The sequence below is a fragment of the Streptomyces sp. NPDC043680 genome (genome assembly GCF_056436685.1).
In genome coordinates this window covers 138,261-155,942 of the sequence record NZ_JBWKCE010000007.1, presented here as the reverse complement: position 1 = coordinate 155,942, position 17,682 = coordinate 138,261, and the positions used below count along the sequence as shown (strand labels likewise).

At 69.8% G+C, this 17,682-nt stretch carries 16 protein-coding genes and 2 pseudogenes; 12 read left to right on the top strand and 6 right to left on the bottom strand.

The genetic code is table 11. The features are described 5' to 3' along the window. Window positions 1-10 precede the first annotated feature (10 nt). Window positions 11-928, top strand: a complete 918-nt coding sequence (locus AC0666_RS17310; protein WP_468971255.1) for a hypothetical protein — start codon at window positions 11-13, stop codon at window positions 926-928. A 132-nt stretch (window positions 929-1,060) separates the two neighbouring features. Here AC0666_RS17310 and AC0666_RS17305 read toward each other — a convergent pair whose 3' ends face one another. Continuing rightward, complete coding sequence (locus tag AC0666_RS17305; RefSeq protein ID WP_468971253.1) at window positions 1,061-1,531, bottom strand: DUF3093 domain-containing protein; 471 nt, start codon at window positions 1,529-1,531, stop codon at window positions 1,061-1,063. A 58-nt stretch (window positions 1,532-1,589) separates the two neighbouring features. Between AC0666_RS17305 and AC0666_RS17300 the strand changes: the two genes are divergently transcribed. The 7 genes and pseudogenes from AC0666_RS17300 to AC0666_RS17270 all read left to right on the top strand — a co-directional run bounded on the left by AC0666_RS17300 (window position 1,590) and on the right by AC0666_RS17270 (window position 5,355). After that, a complete protein-coding gene (locus tag AC0666_RS17300) occupies window positions 1,590-2,174 on the top strand; it encodes a PaaI family thioesterase (protein ID WP_361713983.1) in 585 nt (194 codons plus the stop codon). Continuing rightward, window positions 2,174-2,719, top strand: a complete 546-nt coding sequence (dut, locus tag AC0666_RS17295; RefSeq protein WP_468585201.1) for a dUTP diphosphatase — start codon at window positions 2,174-2,176, stop codon at window positions 2,717-2,719. Before AC0666_RS17300 ends, dut begins: the two co-directional genes overlap by 1 nt. A gap of 1 nt (window position 2,720) precedes the next feature. Beyond that, entirely contained in the window at window positions 2,721-3,500 is a 780-nt protein-coding gene (locus AC0666_RS17290) for a DUF3710 domain-containing protein (RefSeq protein ID WP_468585200.1), read from the top strand. Between the two features lie 188 nt (window positions 3,501-3,688). Next, window positions 3,689-3,832, top strand: a pseudogene (locus AC0666_RS17285) (sensor histidine kinase KdpD); the annotation flags it as partial. After that, window positions 3,790-4,143: pseudogene (locus AC0666_RS17280) on the top strand (winged helix-turn-helix domain-containing protein); the annotation flags it as partial. The pseudogenes AC0666_RS17285 and AC0666_RS17280, both read left to right, overlap by 43 nt. A gap of 24 nt (window positions 4,144-4,167) precedes the next feature. Next, complete coding sequence (locus AC0666_RS17275; protein ID WP_361713975.1) at window positions 4,168-4,587, top strand: OB-fold nucleic acid binding domain-containing protein; 420 nt, start codon at window positions 4,168-4,170, stop codon at window positions 4,585-4,587. A gap of 3 nt (window positions 4,588-4,590) precedes the next feature. Next, on the top strand, window positions 4,591-5,355 hold the full coding sequence (locus AC0666_RS17270) for a DUF3159 domain-containing protein (protein ID WP_468971251.1): 765 nt from the start codon (window positions 4,591-4,593) through the stop codon (window positions 5,353-5,355). A gap of 140 nt (window positions 5,356-5,495) precedes the next feature. Here AC0666_RS17270 and AC0666_RS17265 read toward each other — a convergent pair whose 3' ends face one another. Beyond that, window positions 5,496-6,158 carry a potassium channel family protein gene (locus AC0666_RS17265; protein ID WP_361713973.1) on the bottom strand — a complete coding sequence of 221 codons (663 nt, stop codon included), beginning with the start codon at window positions 6,156-6,158 and terminating at the stop codon, window positions 5,496-5,498. After that, window positions 6,155-6,823, bottom strand: coding sequence for a potassium channel family protein (locus AC0666_RS17260; protein WP_361713972.1), 669 nt, complete (start codon window positions 6,821-6,823; stop codon window positions 6,155-6,157). Before AC0666_RS17260 ends, AC0666_RS17265 begins: the two co-directional genes overlap by 4 nt. Before the next feature lie 138 nt (window positions 6,824-6,961). Between AC0666_RS17260 and AC0666_RS17255 the strand changes: the two genes are divergently transcribed. Beyond that, entirely contained in the window at window positions 6,962-9,010 is a 2,049-nt protein-coding gene (locus tag AC0666_RS17255; RefSeq protein ID WP_468971248.1) for an APC family permease, read from the top strand. Between the two features lie 100 nt (window positions 9,011-9,110). Beyond that, window positions 9,111-10,442, top strand: a complete 1,332-nt coding sequence (locus AC0666_RS17250) for a class I SAM-dependent RNA methyltransferase (RefSeq protein ID WP_478707872.1) — start codon at window positions 9,111-9,113, stop codon at window positions 10,440-10,442. 99 nt (window positions 10,443-10,541) lie between these two features. Here AC0666_RS17250 and AC0666_RS17245 read toward each other — a convergent pair whose 3' ends face one another. The 3 genes from AC0666_RS17245 to brxD all read right to left on the bottom strand — a co-directional run bounded on the left by AC0666_RS17245 (window position 10,542) and on the right by brxD (window position 14,658). Next, window positions 10,542-10,769, bottom strand: a complete 228-nt coding sequence (locus tag AC0666_RS17245; protein WP_471030043.1) for a hypothetical protein — start codon at window positions 10,767-10,769, stop codon at window positions 10,542-10,544. A 341-nt stretch (window positions 10,770-11,110) separates the two neighbouring features. After that, on the bottom strand, window positions 11,111-13,324 hold the full coding sequence (locus tag AC0666_RS17240; protein ID WP_478707871.1) for a DEAD/DEAH box helicase: 2,214 nt from the start codon (window positions 13,322-13,324) through the stop codon (window positions 11,111-11,113). Beyond that, entirely contained in the window at window positions 13,324-14,658 is a 1,335-nt protein-coding gene (brxD, locus tag AC0666_RS17235; RefSeq protein WP_478707870.1) for a BREX system ATP-binding protein BrxD, read from the bottom strand. The genes AC0666_RS17240 and brxD overlap by 1 nt, the downstream gene beginning before the upstream one ends. 149 nt (window positions 14,659-14,807) lie before the next feature. Here brxD and AC0666_RS17230 point away from each other — a divergent pair, with 149 nt between their 5' ends. Both AC0666_RS17230 and AC0666_RS17225 read left to right on the top strand, forming a co-directional pair. Beyond that, window positions 14,808-16,631 carry a GmrSD restriction endonuclease domain-containing protein gene (locus tag AC0666_RS17230; RefSeq protein WP_478707869.1) on the top strand — a complete coding sequence of 608 codons (1,824 nt, stop codon included), beginning with the start codon at window positions 14,808-14,810 and terminating at the stop codon, window positions 16,629-16,631. Further along, window positions 16,628-17,674: a CBS domain-containing protein gene (locus tag AC0666_RS17225; RefSeq protein WP_478707868.1), complete on the top strand. Its 1,047-nt coding sequence runs from the start codon at window positions 16,628-16,630 to the stop codon at window positions 17,672-17,674. Before AC0666_RS17230 ends, AC0666_RS17225 begins: the two co-directional genes overlap by 4 nt. Window positions 17,675-17,682 lie beyond the last annotated feature (8 nt).

Sequence of the window (17,682 nt, the reverse complement as noted above, 5' to 3'; positions counted from 1 at the left end):
GGCGTCGGCCGTGACCGGCTCGACCCCGTTTCGGAAGCTTCGCTTCCGGAAGTCTGGTGACCCGGCGGAGTCGCAGGCGGGAGCCACGGGCCCGGAAACGGGTCCAGGAGCCCCCGGCGTGCCCGCCGAGTCCTCCCGCTCCGCCCCGGCGGAGCGGTCGGCCCCGGGGGCCGAGGAGAGCACCCGGCACCGGTCCGGGGCTCGTCGGATGCAAGCCGTCAGAAACGGTGTGCGCAGGGGCGGCGAAGGCGCCAGGACCGCCGCCCTGTACATCACCGACCGCGTCATCGAGCTCGCCCCGCGCGTACCCGTACGAGACCTCGCGACCCTGCGCGCGCAGTTCCCGGGCCTCGGTCCCGATCAGCTGGCCGACAAGCTGATCGCGGGCGCCGCGCACGGCACGTCCACGGTGGGCGCGGGCATCGGCGCCGCGGCGATGCTGCCGGTGCCGCCCGCCATGCCGGCGGAACTGGCCGCGGAGATCACCGGTGTCGCGGCCATCGAGCTGAAGCTCATCGCGGAACTCCACGAGGTGTACGGCCTGCGCCCGCCCGGCAACCTCAAGGAGCGCAGCCTCGCCTACCTGACCGCGTGGACGCAGGAGCGCGGGGTGGACCTGACCAAGCCGACGACGCTGGATTTCGCGCTCGGCGGTCAGATGAAGCGCGAACTGCGCCAGCAGATCACGAAGCGGCTGGTCCGCAACCTGCCGAACCTGATTCCGTTCATGGTCGGCGCCACCGTCGGAGCGGTCATGAACCGCCGCGACACCCGCAGACTCGCCAAGAAGGTCCGTGCCGACCTGCAGGGCCGCGCGGTGCCCTGGGAGGCGCTGCCAGCCCGTCCGCCCCTGGAGCAGCCTTCCCAGCCCCTTGACGGGGCGGCCTGGGCCGCACTCGAAGGGCCGGAACCGGAAGGCAAGGACTGAGCGCCGCCGCCGGGCCTCGGTTTCCCCGCGAGCGTCGGGCCCGGTCTTCCCCGTGAGCGGGGCCCGCGCCTGCAGCCGGCTGGGCCCGCGCCTCAACCGCAGGGCCCGCGCCTCACCTGCCGGGCCCGCGCCTCACCTGTCGGCAGAGTCCGCCTTGGCCGCCCGGATCGCTGCCGCCAGGGCCTGCGGCTCCCGGGTCGAGACGTAGACGTACGGGGTCGGGTCGCCCGGGTCGGTGACCGGGACGCGGACCGCCGTCGGGATGTAGCTGCGCATCAGCATGTAGGCGCGGACATCCGCCTTGTGCGTGCGCCAGGCGCGCGCCTCCTCCGGCTCCAGGACCTCCGGCTCGCCCAGGGCCGCCACCGGGATCCGCGCGTCCCCCGCCGCCAGCGCACCGTTCACCACGCGCACGCGCGCGGAGCCGTACGCGCTCACCAGGATCCCCGCCAGCGCCGATCCGCCGACCAGCCCCGCCAGCAGCGGCAGCGTGCCCAGCGGCAGCAGCATCAGCGCGCACGCCAGGCCGATGAGTGCGGCGATGCCCCACCAGGAGCGGGGGGCGGTCAGACGTTCGTCGTGGTGCGCGGGGGAGAGCTGCATGGCGCCAAGCCTGCCACGAGGCGACCCGCGGGTAGCGGCGCGGGTAAGGTCAGCGCCTGTGAGTGGACGAAACACAGCGTTGACGCCCCCGGCCGATGCCTCCGCACCAGTCAGGCACCCCGATGCCCCGGCGCCCGGCGAGCTCCTCGGTGCGCACTACGAGCACTGTTTCGGCTGCGGCGGGGGTCAGCCCCACGGACTCCACCTGGAGGCCCGGGCGGGCGAGGGCGTGCGCGTCACCGCCGAGTTCACCGTCAAGCCCGCCCACCAGGGCGCCCCCGGCCTCGCACACGGCGGCGTGCTCGCCACCGCGCTCGACGAGACGCTGGGCTCCCTGAACTGGCTGCTGCGCGTCATCGCCGTGACCGGGCGGCTGGAGACCGACTTCGTGCTGCCCGTGCCCGTGGACACCGTGCTGTACCTGGAGGCGGAGGTGACCGCCGTCGCCGGGCGCAAGATCTACTCCACCGCCGTCGGCCGGATAGGCGGTCCCGGCGGCCCGGTCGCCGTGCGCGCGGACGCGCTCTTCATCGAGGTGAAGGTCGACCACTTCATCGACAACGGTCGGCCCGAGGAGATCCGGGCGGCGATGTCCGACCCGGACCAGGTCAGGCGCGCACGCGCCTTCGAGGTGAACCCCTGATGGCTTTGAACAACCACGACACCCGGCACTCGATCGACGTGCTGCTCAAGCGCCTCGATCCCGAGGTGCCCGTCCCCGCCTACGGTCATCCCGGCGATGCCGGCTGCGACCTGGTGACCACCGTCGCCGCCGAACTGGCGCCCGGCGAGCGCACGGTGCTGCCCACGGGGGTGTCCATCGCCCTGCCCGACGGGTACGCGGCCTTCGTGCACCCGCGCTCCGGGCTGGCGGCCCGCTGCGGGCTCGCGCTCGTGAATGCCCCGGGGACGGTGGATGCCGGGTACCGTGGGGAGATCAAGGTGATCGTGGTCAATCTCGACCCGCGCGAGAGCGTCCGGTTCGAGCGCTTCGACCGCATTGCCCAGCTGGTTGTCCAGAGGGTCGAGAAGGTGCGCTTCCACGAGGTGGCGGAGCTTCCCGGCTCGGCGCGGGCCGAGGGGGGTTTCGGCTCCACCGGTGGTCATGCGGCCGTGGCCGGATCCGGCGCTGGTCAGCAGGGTGGGAATGGCTACGCTTCGGTCGTATCCGACCGGGAAGGACAGTGACGTGTTCGGACGTCGCAAGAAGAACGACTCCGCCAAGGACGGCGGCGCGGCCGAGCAGGTCGTGGACGGCGTGGCCGGCGATGAGCAGGACGGCAGCGAGGACATCGACGCCGCCCCCCGCCGGGTGAATCTGCCGCCGGCCCCGCGGCCCGACGGCCCCTGGGACGTCTCCGAGGTACCCGGTTCCCCGGCGGAAGGCCGGGTCGACCTCGGCGGCATCCTCGTACCCGGTGTCGAGGGCATGGAACTGCGCGTCGAGGTCGCCGGCGACGCGATCGTCGCCGCGACGGTCGTGCTCGGCGACAGCGCCGTGCAGCTCCAGGCCTTCGCCGCACCGAAGAAGGAAGGCATCTGGGGCGAGGTCCGCGAGGAGATCGCCGCGGGCATCACCCAGCAGGGCGGCATCATCGACGAGGTCGAGGGTCCGCTGGGCTGGGAGCTGCGCGCGCAGGTGCCCGTACCGATGCCCGACGGCCAGACCGGCGCCCAGCTGGTCCGCTTCGTCGGCGTGGACGGCCCGCGCTGGTTCCTGCGCGGGGTCATCTCCGGCCAGGGCGCGGTGCGCCCCGAGTCGGCGGGCCTGCTGGAGCAGATCTTCCGGGACACCGTCATCGTCCGCGGCGACGGCCCGATGGCTCCGCGCGACCCGATCGTGCTGAAGCTGCCGAACGACGCCCAGATGGTGCCGGACGGCGTGCAGAGCGAGGACCAGGAGGGCTCCCGCTTCTCCGGCGGCATGGGCCAGCTGGAGCGCGGCCCGGAGATCACCGAGGTCCGCTGACCCGCCGACCCGGCTGCGTACGGGCGACCGCCGTCGCCGCGTGCGGACGACGAGGGTCGACGACTGTTTTCGGCCGCGGGCCGTACTCCTTCGGGGTACGGCCCGCCGTCGTCATGGAAGCGTCAAGAATCGCCGGAGAGCCGGTCAACGGTGCGTGAGCGGCGCGGGCGTCCCGGAGAATGGGGCGCATGGGACGCGGCAGGCTACGGATCCACCTCGGCGCGGCACCCGGTGTGGGCAAGACGTACGCGATGCTCTCCGAAGGCCACCGTCGGGTGGAGCGGGGGGCCGACTGCGTGGTCGGCTTCGTCGAGCACCACGGGCGGCCGCGGGAGGGGACGACGTCGTCGTGGAGGCCGACGGCTTCACCGTGGACCTGGCCGCCAAGAAGGCGGTGCGTGAGGGACGCGACGTACGGCTCACGCCGACCGAATGGCACCTGCTGGAGGTGCTGGTGCGCAACGGCGGCAGGCTGGTCGGGCAGAAGCAGCTGCTGCAGGAGGTCTGGGGGCCCTCGTACGGGACCGAGACGAACTACCTGCGCGTCTCCATGGCGCAGCTGCGGCGCAAACTGGGGGCCGACCCCTCGCATCCGCGGCACTTCATCACCGAACCGGGCATGGGATACCGCTTCGAGAGGTAGCGGGCCCGCCGGTACGCTTCCTGTATGAGTGCTGAACCGCGTCCCGAGAAGTCCGCCAAGCCGCTCCGGCCGGCGGGCCGGTTCCGCCGGATGATCGAGCGGCTGTCCACCTCGCAGGAGGAGCTGCATTCGGCGGAGCTGCAGGAGGACGCAGAGGCCGCGGGGTGCACGCGGATCTGCGATTCCCACGACCGCCAGATAGTCAAGGTGACCGGCACCTTGCGTACGGTCACCCTGCGGCCGCGGGCGGGCGTGCCCGCCCTGGAGGCGGAGCTCTTCGACGGTTCCGCCGCGCTGGACGTGGTCTGGCTCGGGCGTCGCTCGATCGTGGGAATCGAACCCGGGCGCCGCATGATCGCTTCCGGGCGGATCGCGATGAGCCACGGCCGACGGGTCCTCTTCAATCCGAAGTACGAACTCCGACCGCTCGGACAGGAGCACTGACCGGTGACGCCACTCGACAAACCGCCGACCCCCGGGTCCACGCCCGCGACGCACGCCGCGGCGGAGCCCGCCGAGGACCAGAAGGCAGTGACCCAGGCGGCGCTCTTCAACGCCTTCGGGGGGATCCGGGGCACCGTGGAGACGATGCTCCCGGGCCTGCTCTTCGTGATGATCTACACGTTCAACCGGGACGTGAAGATGTCCGCGATCGCGGCGGGCGCCGTCGCCGTGGCGCTGGTCATCGTGCGACTGCTGCGCAAGGACACGGTCAAGCACGCCTTCAGCGGGGTCTTCGGCGTGGGCGTGGGCGTGGCCTTCGCCCTGTTCACCGGCACCGCGAAGGGTTTCTACCTGCCCGGAATGATCTACGGGGCCGGGCTCGGGGTGGCCTTCACGCTGTCCGCGCTGGTGGGGTTCCCCCTGCTGGGCGTGGTGCTGGGGCCGGTGTTCAAGGAGAACCTGTCCTGGCGCACCCGCAACCCGGGGCGCAAGAAGGCGTACACCAAGGCCAGTCTGGCCTGGGGCCTGATCTTCATCGCCAAGTACGCGATCCTCTTCCCGCTGTACTGGTGGGGGGACGCGACGCAGCTGGGCTGGGTGCTGATCGCCCTGAAGCTGCCGCCGATGGTGCTGGCGGTGTACTTCACGTGGGTGTTCCTCGCGAAGGCGCCGCCGCCGATCGACGTGATCGCGGAGTGGGAGGCCAAGGAGGAGGCCGAGAAGGCCGCCGAGGCTGCTGCCGCTGCCGCTCGGGAGAACCGGGACTGACGGCACCGCCGCCGCCCACCCCCGCGATTTCGATGCCCCGCGGGGAGTGAGAAGGGGCGGTCCGACCCTCGCGGTCGGTCCGCCCCTTTCCCGTGTCCTCGTCTTTGCCGTGTCCTCGTCCGGGAAACCGGTCGGGGCTGCTACTGACGGGCCTGGAGGAGGTCCTCCAGCTGCTCCTCCCGGGCCTGGGCGGCCACGAAGAGCAGTTCGTCACCCGGCTCCAGGGTCTCCTCGGCGTGCGGGGTGAGCACCCGGTTGCCGCGGATGATCGTGACCAGCGAGGTGTCCTCGGGCCAGGTGATCTCGCTGATCTGCGTTCCGGCGACGGAGGAGTCGGCGGGCAGCGTCAGCTCGACCAGGTTGGCGTCGCCGTGGCTGAAGCGGAGCAGCCGCACCAGGTCACCGACGCTGACGGCCTCCTCGACCAGGGCCGACATCAGGCGCGGCGTGGAGACCGCGACGTCGACGCCCCAGGACTCGTTGAAGAGCCACTCGTTCTTCGGGTTGTTGACCCGGGCCACCACGCGCGGCACCCCGTACTCGGTCTTGGCCAGCAGAGAGACGACCAGGTTGACCTTGTCGTCGCCCGTCGCGGCGATGACCACGTTGCAGCGCTGCAGCGCGGCCTCGTCCAGCGAGGTGATCTCGCAGGCGTCCGCCAGCAGCCATTCGGCCTGCGGGACCCGCTCCACCGAGATGGCGGTCGGCGCCTTGTCGACGAGCAGCACCTCGTGCCCGTTCTCCAGCAGCTCGCCCGCGATGGAACGGCCCACCGCGCCGGCTCCGGCGATCGCGACCCTCATGCGTGTGCCTCCTCGGGCCCCTCGGCCAAGGCGGCCTCGACCTTTTCGATCTCGTCCGTGCGCATCATCACGTGCACGAGGTCGCCCTCCTGCAGCACCGTCTGCGACGTCGGCAGCATCGCCTCGCCCAGGCGGGTGAGGAAGGCCACGCGCACGCCCGTCTCGTCCTGCAGCTTGCTGACCTTGTGCCCGATCCAGGCGGCGGCGGTGTGCACCTCGGCGAGCTGGACGCCGCCGCTCGGGTCGCGCCACAGCGGCTCGGCACCGGAGGGCAGCAGCCGGCGCAGCATCTGGTCGGCGGTCCACCGCACGGTCGCCACGGTGGGGATGCCCAGGCGCTGGTAGACCTCGGCGCGCTTGGGGTCGTAGATGCGGGCGGCGACGTTCTCGACGCCGAACATCTCGCGGGCCACCCGGGCAGCGATGATGTTGGAATTGTCACCGCTGCTCACGGCCGCGAAAGCGCCCGCGTCCTCGATCCCGGCCTCGCGCAGGGTGTCCTGGTCGAAGCCGACCCCGGTGACGCGGCGCCCGCCGAATCCGGCTCCCAGCCGGCGGAATGCGGTGGGGTCCTGGTCGATCACCGCGACCGTATGCCCCTGCTGTTCCAAGGTCTGCGCGAGGGCGGAGCCCACCCTTCCGCAGCCCATAATGACGATGTGCACGGCCGTCCTTCCGGCTGTCAGCGGCTGTGTTTCCCCAGCCTCATTCACGCTCAGGCTTAACAGGGTCTCAGACCACCGCCCACGCTACACACGGGCGGTCGCCCAGATGACTTCTTGCTGCCCGGGTACGATCCTGTCGTGTCCAAACTGACCGACGTGCCCAAACGGATCCTGATCGGCCGGGCGCTGCGCAGCGACCGCCTCGGAGAAACGCTCCTCCCCAAGCGGATCGCCCTACCCGTCTTCGCCTCCGACCCGCTGTCCTCAGTGGCATATGCCCCTGGCGAGGTCCTCCTGGTCCTCTCCATCGCGGGGGTGTCGGCGTACCACTTCAGTCCCTGGATCGCCGCCGCGGTCGTCGTGCTCATGTTCACGGTGGTCGCGTCCTACCGGCAGAACGTCCACGCGTACCCGAGCGGTGGCGGCGACTACGAGGTCGCCAACACCAATCTCGGCCCCAAAGCCGGCCTCACCGTGGCGAGCGCCCTGCTCGTCGACTACGTCCTGACCGTCGCCGTGTCGATCTCCTCCGGAGTGGAGAATCTCGGCTCCGCCGTGCATTTCGTGATCGAGCACAAGGTGCTCTCCGCGATGATCATGATTCTGCTGCTCACGCTGATGAATCTGCGCGGTGTGAAGGAATCCGGAAAACTCTTCGCGATTCCCACGTACGTCTTCGTCGGCGCCGTCTTCGTGATGATCGCCTGGGGCGCCTGGCGCGGCCTCGTCATGGGCGACGACATGCAAGCTCCCACCGCAGACCTGCAGATCAAGGCGGAACACCAGGGGCTCGCCGGGTTCGCACTGGTCTTCCTGCTGCTGCGGGCCTTCTCCTCCGGCTGTGCCGCCCTGACCGGCGTCGAGGCGATCAGCAACGGCGTCCCCGCCTTCCGTAAGCCCAAGAGCAAGAACGCGGCCACCACCCTCGCCCTGATGGGCGGCCTGGCGGTCACCATGTTCTGCGGGATCATCGGCCTGGCCATGGCCACCGACGTGCGGATGGCCGAGGCGCCCGCCACCAACCTGCTCAAGGACGGCGTCCCCGTCGGCCCCGAATTCGTGCAGCACCCGGTGATCTCCCAGGTGGCCGAGGCCGTCTTCGGCAACGGCAGCATCCTGTTCATCCTGCTCGCGACCGCCACCGCGCTCGTCCTGTTCCTGGCCGCGAACACTGCGTACAACGGCTTCCCGCTGCTCGGCTCGATCCTCGCCCAGGACCGCTACCTGCCGCGCCAGCTGCACACCCGCGGTGACCGCCTCGCCTTCTCGAACGGCATCGTGCTGCTCGCGGGCGCTGCCATGCTGCTCGTGTGGATCTACGACGCGGACTCGACGAAGCTGATCCAGCTCTACATCGTCGGCGTCTTCGTCTCCTTCACGCTCAGCCAGATCGGCATGGTCCGGCACTGGAACCGCCACCTGCGCACCGAGCGGGACCCGGCGGCCCGCCGCCGGATGCACCGCTCGCGGGCCATCAACACCTTCGGTGCGATCTTCACCGGGCTGGTGCTGGTCGTGGTCCTGGCCACCAAGTTCACGCACGGCGCGTGGGTCGCCCTGCTGGGCATGCTGATCTTCTACGGCACCATGACCGCGATCCGTAAGCACTACGACCGGGTCGCCGAGGAGATCGCGGCGGCCGAGGGGCCGAGCGACGACAGCGTGCGGCCCTCCCGGGTCCACTCCATCGTCCTGGTCTCCAAGGTGCACAAGCCCACGCTGCGCGCCCTGGCCTTCGCCAAGCTGACCCGCTCGGACACCCTGGAGGCGCTCAGCATCAGCGTCGACACGGCCGAGACCAAGGCGCTGCGGGACGAATGGGACCGGCGCGGCATCAACGTCCCGCTCAAGATCCTCGACTCCCCGTACCGCGAGATCACCCGCCCCGTGGTGGAGTACGTCAAGGGCCTGCGCAGCGAGAACCCGCGCGACGCGGTCAGCGTCTACATCCCGGAGTACGTGGTCGGCCGCTGGTACGAGCACCTGCTGCACAACCAGAGCGCGCTGCGCCTCAAGGGCCGTCTGCTGTTCACGCCCGGTGTGATGGTCACCTCGGTGCCGTACCAGCTGGAGTCCTCGGAGCTCGCGAAGAAGCGGGCGAAGAAGCGGCAGGAGTGGAACGCCCCGGGCGCGGTGCGCCGGGGCCCGGTGGACGCGCCGCGTCCGAAGGACCGCGCGAAGCAGTAGCGGACCCGCGGTGGCGATCGGCCGGACGGTATCGACGTAAACTGATGGGTCGGCTGTCCGGCCGTCGCGTGCCCCCTTGATTTTTTGGAGTCTCCCCACCATGACCGAGCAGAACGAGAAGCAGTCACTGGTCGGGGAGGAGTACGAGGTCGAGGTCGGCCCCGTCGCGCACGGCGGGCACTGCATCGCCCGCACCGCCGACGGCCGTGTGCTGTTCGTCCGCCACACCCTGCCCGGCGAGAAGGTCGTCGCGCGCGTGACGGAGGGCGAGGCGGACGCGCGCTTCCTGCGCGCCGACGCGATCACGGTGCTGGAGGCCTCGAAGGACCGCGTCGAGGCCCCGTGCCCGTACGCCGGCCCCGGCAAGTGCGGCGGCTGCGACTGGCAGCACGCCAAGCCGGGCGCCCAGCGCCGGCTCAAGGGCGAGGTCGTCGCCGAACAGCTGAAGCGGCTCGCCGGGCTGACTCCGGAGGAGGCCGGCTGGGACGGCACCGTCATGCCGGCCGAGGGCGACAAGCTCCCGGCGGGGCAGGTGCCGCAGTGGCGCACCCGCGTGCAGTACGCGGTGGACGAGGACGGCCGCGTCGGCCTGCGCAAGCACCGCTCGCACGACATCGAGCTGATCGACCACTGCATGATCGCGGCGCAGGGCGTCAGCGAGCTCGGCATCGAGAAGCAGGACTGGCCCCAGATGGCCACGGTCGAGGCCATCGCCGCCTCCGGCTCGGGCGACCGCCAGGTCGTCCTGACCCCCCGCCCCGGCGGCCGCCTCCCGCTGGTGGAGCTGGACAAGCCCGTCTCCGTCCTGCGCGTGGAGGAGAAGGACGGCGGCGTCCACCGCGTCCACGGTCGCCCCTTCGTCCGGGAGCGCGCCGACGGCCGTACGTACCGCGTCGGCATGGGCGGCTTCTGGCAGGTCCACCCCCAGGCCGCCGACACCCTGATCAAGGCCGTCATGCAGGGCCTGATGCCGCGCAAGGGCGAGATGGCCCTCGACCTCTACTGCGGCGTCGGCATCTTCGCGGGCGCCCTCGCGGAACGCCTGGGCGAGACGGGCGCGGTGCTCGGCATCGAGTCGACGAAGCGCGCGGTGGAGGACGCCCGGCACAACCTGGCGGACTTCCCCCGGGTCCGCATCGAACAGGGCAAGGTCGAATCGGTCCTCCCGCGGACCGGCATCACGGAATGCGACCTGGTCGTCCTGGACCCCCCGCGCGCGGGCGCGGGCAAGCAGACGGTCCGCCACATCGCCGGCCTCTCGGCGCGCCGCATCGCCTACGTGGCCTGCGACCCGGCGGCCCTGGCGCGCGACCTTGGCTACTTCAAGGAGAACGGCTACAAGCCCCGCACCCTGCGCGTCTTCGACCTCTTCCCGATGACGCACCACGTGGAGTGCGTCGCCATCCTGGAGCCGGTTCGGGAAGGGTCCTGACCTGCGGTTTCTTGGCCTTCACTCCTTGCTCGACGTGTTTCCAGCCAAGCAAGGAGTGAAGCGGTCCGGAGACTGCTGAAAGCCGCTTGACCTGCGGATTCAGCAGGAAACGCCCTCGCCCTTCGCTGACAGCACCCATGCAGTCTTCGGGATGCTGACGCTCAAATGACGCTCGTCCTGAAGCCCCGTCACATCGGCCCCGCCATGTCCGCTGTGCAGAGCCATGACGAAGTCGCCCAGACCGATGCTGTGCAGGCGGTTGCGTACTACGTTCAGCGCCGCGGCCTTCTCGCTGACGGAGAGCACTCTGCGGCCCGGTGACACCATCCTGAGGTCCTGGTGTGCCGGAAGTTCAGCAGCCGGGTGCGCCCGCCCATGTCCAGCAGGGACGTGCGCCGTTCCTCGAGGACGGCCTACAAATGGTCGAGGCTGGGATCGCCGCCGTGGGTGGATGGCGTGCGGAACTGGGCGGGCATACGGTGAGTACCTCCTCAGCTGGGCGCGCAGGGCGATGCCGCGACAACCCCGGAGGTCTCTGCATATCAGTTCACATCGTCCGATGTGTGGTCGGCGATCAACACGCCATCACATCTGCTGGCTGTCCGTCCTGCCTGGCGTCTTGATGCGGGGACGTCAGGCATGGCCGCCAGTATCAAGACCGGACCGTCTCACGTGTGGGATTCGGTATGGAAACGGACTGGGCCCTGCAGGGTCGTGCGCGCTCCGTCGAAGTCGGCCAGTCGTGCGGCAACGGTGGCCATCGCGAGTCGGTGGGGTAGCGCTGCTGAGAACTTCAGGCCGTGTACCGCTCGGTGGTCGACATCGGGCAGCACCAGTGCGTTTCCGCCGTCTGCACCTGCACGAGCCACTCGCCACATGTCGGGTGTCAGGTCTTCTCGCAGCCGCACGTAGCAGTCCGTCGGTCGTTGGACGGGGTCACTGATGGACGGAAGTGTGGCGGCGAGCGTCGCGTTCGCCCGGTAGCCGGCCCACGTCCACCACCGCACATCCGTCCCCAGTCGGGTGATCAGAGAGCCGTCGGCATCCGTGGTGTGAGGAGCATCCTGCTCGCGCCACTCGGTCAGGCATGTCTCGGCCCGGCGGGTGAGAGAAACCAGGGGGTCTGCTCCGAGTAGCACGTCGCGCATCGAGCGGGTCAGAGCGTACGAGAGGCCGGCGAGCGACCCGCCCGTCCATTTGGCGACGCCGCCACCATCGGCCGGCTCGACGAAGACCCGCTTGCGCCCCCAGTCGATGAACGTCACCTGCCAGCTGCGTCCGCCGAGCAGCAGTCGACGAGGGCCCGGCCGTTCCTCCGTCAACACGGAAGGGTCCGTCTGCCCGATCTCGGTACGGCCCGACAGCACCGTGAACTGCGGAGGAGCGGTGAACGAAGCGGTCAACTCGATGAAGTGACGCCGGCCGAATCGGCGCTCCGCCTCAGGACCGATGAAGAGCATGCTGCCGTCCTCATCGAGGAACCCCTCGCTCACCAGGTGGCGAAGGATGGGAGAAGCCGATCGGTCGAACGGAGCCAGTCCGTTCCACATGCCTTGCCACGACTGGTCGCCGATGCGGTGCCGCTGAAGCGTGGCGGCGAGCAACTGCTGCGCCACGAGGTGGCGAGGCTCCGGAGGGGGTGTGACTGGTTCGACCCAGCCGCGCCCCCAGAGGAGCAGCAGGGCGGCGGCTTGCAGCAGGGTGTCCTTGCCGGTGGCGAGGAACAGACAGTTGCGAGTGGACCCCGGGCGCCGGCCGGTACGGCCGATGCGCTGGAGGAAGGAGGCCACGGTGCGGGGCGAGTCGATCTGGATGACGCGGTCCAGGTCGCCCACGTCGATGCCCAGCTCCAGGGTGGAGGTGGAGACGATGACGCAGTCGCGCGCTTCGGCGAAGGCCTGTTCCGAACGGGCTCTCTCCTCGGCCGAGAGGGAGGCGTGCGAGAGGAACACCGTCACTTCGCGCGCCCGCAGGGCTGCTCCCAGCTCCTCCACCTGGCGTCTGGACTCGCAGAACACCAGCCGCTTCTCCCCCCGGTGCAGGGCCGCGATCAACTTGGACGCGTTGTCGAGGGACCCCACGTAGTCCAGTTCCACCTCGCCCGGCGGCCGAAGACTCCCGCCCGTGGCGGCCGCGGTCGGGGCCGCAGCCGGCGTCAGGGTGAGGTCGGGGGCGACGACCCGCCCCGGACGCTCACCCGCGCCGGAACCCTGGAGCCAGGTGAGCAGTTGATGAGGGTTTCCGACCGTCGCAGAGAGGCCGATCCGCTGGATGGGGTGTCCCGTGACCTGCTCCAGACGCTCCAGCACGGCGAGGAGGTGCCAGCCCCGGTCGTCGCCCGCGAACGCGTGCACCTCGTCCACCACGACTGCCCGGATCCCGCCAAGAAGATGGGCGTGGTCGGTCTTGACCCCGATGAGCATGGCCTCGAGGGACTCAGGAGTGGTGAGGAGGATGTCAGGTGTATCTGTACGGATGCGCCTGCGCTGAGACTCCTTGGTGTCTCCGTGCCACAGCTCGGCCCGGCGGCCGAGCCACTGGGCGTAGGAGTCGACACGGGTGACCAGGTTGTTGAGGAGCGCTTTGAGCGGGCACAGGTAGAGAACGGACGTGCCGGACCAGCGCTGGTGGGACATCGCAGACAGGATCGGCAGGCACGCTGCCTCGGTCTTGCCGCCAGCGGTGGGCGCGAGCAGCACTGCGTCCTCGCCGTCCATGAGCGGATCGATCGCGGCCCGCTGCAGAGGCCGCAGGTCGGGCCAGCCGAGCGTGTTCACGACATGGTGGAGGATGACGGGATCGAGCCGGTCGACGGGATCCGTGCCGTCTGGGTGGGGGCTGGTGTGGGCGGACCCTGTCCCACCCGCCGGGACTGCACCCATCACATGTCCAGGTCGATGTCGTCGGCTGATCCGGATGCCGCGTGATTGCGCTCCACGTCCGTGAGTTCGCTGGTCGTCACGGTCAGCCGATAGTGCCGACGCGGGTCGAAGTCCTCGAATTGGTCGACGCGGTCCAGCACGTCACCGACCAGTTTCTTGAGGAACAGCCGGGGCGCCACTCCTGCCTTCCCTCCGAGGGCTCCGCCCACCGCGCGCGCGAGGTCGGCGATGTACGCGTCGTCGGCGAGTGACTTCACGCGTTCCGGCGAGGAGGCACCCTCCGCATACAGATTCCGGATGGTCACTCCGAGGCCGACCAGCGACTCCTGGGTGAAGCCCGGCAGCCGCACTTGGACCGCACGGGGGTTGTCGAAGCGCGGGTCGGTGGTGAAATCGGTGGCGAGGCGCTGGGCGAGAGGAGCGAGCCGCTGAACCCCCTGCTGCCCGTCGTAGAACGCAGGAGTTCCGGTGATCAGGAGATAGAGGCCGGGGAACCGGCCGGAGTGCACCTCGTCGATGAGCTGCCGAAGGGCGTTCAACGCCTTGTCCCGAGCGTCCGAACGGACGCGCTGCAAGGTCTCGACCTCGTCCAGAACGACGAACAGGCCGTTGTGCCCTGAATCGCGCAGCACGGTCAGGAGGCCCTGCAAGAAGCCCAAGGCCCCGAAATGATCGAGGTCGCCGCGGACTCCGGCAGAGCGTCGCGCGGCCGCAGCCACGTGCGGCTGGCCACCCAGCCAGGCCAGCACGGCCGCCGCTGTCGCCTCGTCGCCTCCGGCAAGGGCTGACTTGTAGCCGCGCAGTGCCGTGGCGAACGAGGGCGCGTGCCGCGACACCTCGGCCAATCGTGCCGTCAGCAGCTTCTCGACCGCCTGCGGGAGGTCTTCCTCGTCGGCGCCGTCCGCGAGGGCGTCCTCTTCCAGGGTGTAGAACCACGAGTCCACGACTGGCCGGAGCGCGCTCGGGGGAAAGCTCGTAGTGGTGAGCCGCTCGGTCAGACGCCGGTAGACGGTCTCCAGCTTGTGGAGGGGGGTCTCCGTCTCGGAGATCTGGATCTCCGCCAGCGCGAAGCCCCTCCGCTTGGCCCGTTCACCCAGCCATCGGGTGAAGAAGGTCTTGCCCGATCCGTACTCCCCGCGGACGGCCTTGAACACCGAAGAACCGGAGGCGGCCGCGTCGAGCTCGGAATCGAGTGCTGCCTCGAACCGGTCCAGGCCGGTGGCCAGGAGGTCGAGCCCGCTTTCGGGAACGGCGCCTCGGCGCAAGGCGTCGACTACCGCACGGCGCCGCGCCGCGCTGGCCGGGGAGGGACGGGAGGAAGCAGCGGTACTCACCCCATCAGTGTCCCATTCCAGGGGCGTCCAGCGGTTGGCCGAAGTCGACTACTGGTGTGGCCGATCTCGTTGACCTCAGTGTCGCGTGATTGGTCTAATCGCCGCCCGCGTGAAGAACGCGCAGCACTGCGAGGGTGGGGAACGGGCACGTGGCAGGACTCGACAATGTGAAACTCAAGGCGCTCCTGACGGATGTGGCGTCAGGCTCCCTTCAACTGCCCGACTTCCAGCGGGACTGGAAGTGGGACGACGATCGAATTCGAGCCATTGTTGCGACGGTGACGCTCGACTACCCCCTGGGCGTGGTGATGACGCTGGAGACAGGGGCCGACTCACCGTTCCGTGCCCGTGCCCTCACCGGCGCGCAGGTGGCGGAGGAGGTGGCGCCCAGCCTGCTGCTCCTCGACGGACAGCAGCGTCTCACCTCGCTGTTCCAAGCTCTGTTCCAGGACAGTCCTGTCGAGACCACCGATGCGCGTGGCAACCCTGTCAGGCGCTGGTACTACGTGGACATCAAGAACGCCATCGGCTCGCCCGCGGACCGCGACGAGGCCATCGTGTCCGTACCGGAGGACAAGGTCCAGCGGTCCAACTTCGCCCGAAGCGTCGTCCACGACCTGACCACTGCCGAAGGCGAGTGCGCTGCCGGACTCTTCCCCCTGAGCATCGTCTTCGACACCGCCAAGGTGAATGCCTGGCGACGAGCGTACGAGAAGATGGACGACGGCCATTTCGACCGGTGGAGCCGCTTCGAGGAGCAGGTCCTGGAGCCCGTGCGCTCCTTCCAGGTGCCCATGATCAAATTGGCAGCCTCCACCTCCATGGACGCGGTGTGCGCCGTCTTCGAGCGGGTGAACACGGGGGGTGTTCCCCTCAACGTGTTCGAGCTCCTGACGGCGACCTACGCCGGTGACCGGGCCTACCGCGAGCGGACCGGAGACTACTACCAGCTGCCGCAGGTCTGGCGGGCGATCAAGGAAGACCTGGCCGGCCGCCACCCTGTGTTCGGACGGCTCGAGGCGGGCATCGACGACGGACTGAGCAGCAGCGATTTCCTGCAGGCCGTGGCACTGGTCCGCACGTGGTCCCGGAAGCAGGACGGCCTGGGCACCGGCGTCTCCTGCAAGCGCCGCGACCTCCTGGAGCTCCCCCTGGCGGACTTCGAGTCGCTCGCGCCGCGGCTTGCCCAGGCTTTCACCTGGGCCGGCGCCTTCCTCGAGAGGCAGTGCATCGTGCGCGCCGCCGAGCTGCCCTACCGGACCCAGCTGGTACCCCTCGCCGCGGTCAGGGCCATCCTCGGGGAGGCCACCGACAGGCTCGGCGCGGAAGACATGATCACGCAGTGGTATTGGTGCGGCGTGCTCGGTGAGATGTACGGCGGCTCCACCGAGACCCGCTTCACCCGGGACGTCGAACAGCTGGTGGCATGGGTCCGGCGCGAGGGGCCCGCACCGGAGACCGTCACCGACGCCTACTTCTTCCCGGAGCGGCTGGACACGCTCACCACGCGGAACAGCGCTGCCTACAAGGGAATCTATGCGCTGCTCATCAAGCAGGGCGCGGTGGACTGGCACTACACGGACGCGCCGCTGAAGCCCAGCCTGATGGACGAGTACGGCGTGGACGTCCGGCACATTTTCCCCCGGGCCTGGGTGCGCCGGAACCGGGACGGGGCCAAGATCCCCCCTGCCAACTCCATCGTCAACAAGACCCCGCTGTCCCTGCGTGCGGCCCAGGCCCTCACCGGCGCACCCGGTAGCTACCTCGACTCGCTCGCCGCTGCCTCCGACATGCGCCGTGAGTGGTTCGACGACGTCATCGCGACGCACCTGATCGATCCGTACTTCCTGAGGAACAACGACTACGAGGCGTTCTACGCGGCGCGGGCCAAGCAGCTCGAGGACATGGTGTACGCAGCCATGGGCAAGCGGACGATCCTGCGCGACATGACCGACGGCAAGGCGGTCAAGTGAACCAGAAGCCGAGCACCGAAGAGCTCCTGGCGCTCAAGGGCACAGAGGTACCCCTCGGGGAGCTGCTGGACCTGTTCGGCGTGCGGGTGCGCCGGCCGTGGAACGTGCACGAGATCGCGGAAGCACTGACCGATGCGGGGCTCGCCACCCTGCCGGACTTCGCCACCTGCGCTCCGGGCGAGCGTGTCCAGGTCGTCCCTTTCGCCACGGCCGTGCAGTCCGTGCCCGAGGCCGACGAAGCCGACTCGGGGGAGCGGGATCCACTCCCGTCGGCCGCTCTGCCCCAGCGGCTCCGCATCGGTGACCTGCCGTCGGCCCGTGGCGGGGTGCGGTGCGTGTCCCTCACCACGGAGCTGTCCCAGGCGACGTACCTGATGCGCCAGCGAGGCTATGCCCAGATACCGGTTACGACGGGCATGACCACGATCCACGGCGTCATCACGTGGCGCTCACTGGCCCTCATGTACGAGCGGGGGAAGGAGAGCAGCCTGGAGAACGCCATGCAGCAGGAGTCGCTGCCGCTGGCCGATGCGCGGCAGGAGTTCTTCGCCTGCCTGCCGATGCTGTCGGAGCACGGCTACCTTCTGGTCCGGGGCGAGGACGGAAGCCTGTCCGGCATCGTGACGCAGGCCCACGTGGTCGGCCGCTTCGAGAGCGCTGCCCGCCCCTTCTTCCTGCTCGGCGAGATCGAATCCCTCCTCCGCCGGTGGCTGGGGGCCAAGCTCAGTGAAGAGGCAATCAAGGCGGTCCAGACGAACAAGAAGCCGGAGCACCGCTCGGGCAGGGTCGAGGACCTGGCGTTCGGTGACTACGTCTACCTCCTCAACGGCGAGCAGAAGAAGCAGACCATGGCCCAACAGGCGGACCTCAACTGGGCCGCGCTCCAGTGTGAGTACCTGGACCGCGGCCAGTTCGTCCGTCACCTGCAACGCGTGAAGGATGTCCGGAACCGCATCGCTCATTTCGACGCGGAACCTTTGCCCCTCGAGTCGATGCGGGAGCTGACGGCCTTCACCACCCTGCTGCGTGACTACGCCGGCTGAGCCACCGC

Bases quoted from the DNA above. Each gene is read 5' to 3' on its own strand.
- AC0666_RS17305 (WP_468971253.1), bottom strand. From the start codon at position 1,531: ATGCAGCTCTCCCCCGCGCACCACGACGAACGTCTGACCGCCCCCCGC.
- dut (WP_468585201.1), top strand. From the start codon at position 2,174: ATGGCTTTGAACAACCACGACACCCGGCACTCGATCGACGTGCTGCTC.
- AC0666_RS17275 (WP_361713975.1), top strand. From the start codon at position 4,168: ATGAGTGCTGAACCGCGTCCCGAGAAGTCCGCCAAGCCGCTCCGGCCG.
- AC0666_RS17265 (WP_361713973.1), bottom strand. From the start codon at position 6,158: ATGAGGGTCGCGATCGCCGGAGCCGGCGCGGTGGGCCGTTCCATCGCG.
- AC0666_RS17250 (WP_478707872.1), top strand. From the start codon at position 9,111: ATGACCGAGCAGAACGAGAAGCAGTCACTGGTCGGGGAGGAGTACGAG.
- AC0666_RS17245 (WP_471030043.1), bottom strand. From the start codon at position 10,769: ATGGTGTCACCGGGCCGCAGAGTGCTCTCCGTCAGCGAGAAGGCCGCG.
- AC0666_RS17240 (WP_478707871.1), bottom strand. From the start codon at position 13,324: ATGGGTGCAGTCCCGGCGGGTGGGACAGGGTCCGCCCACACCAGCCCC.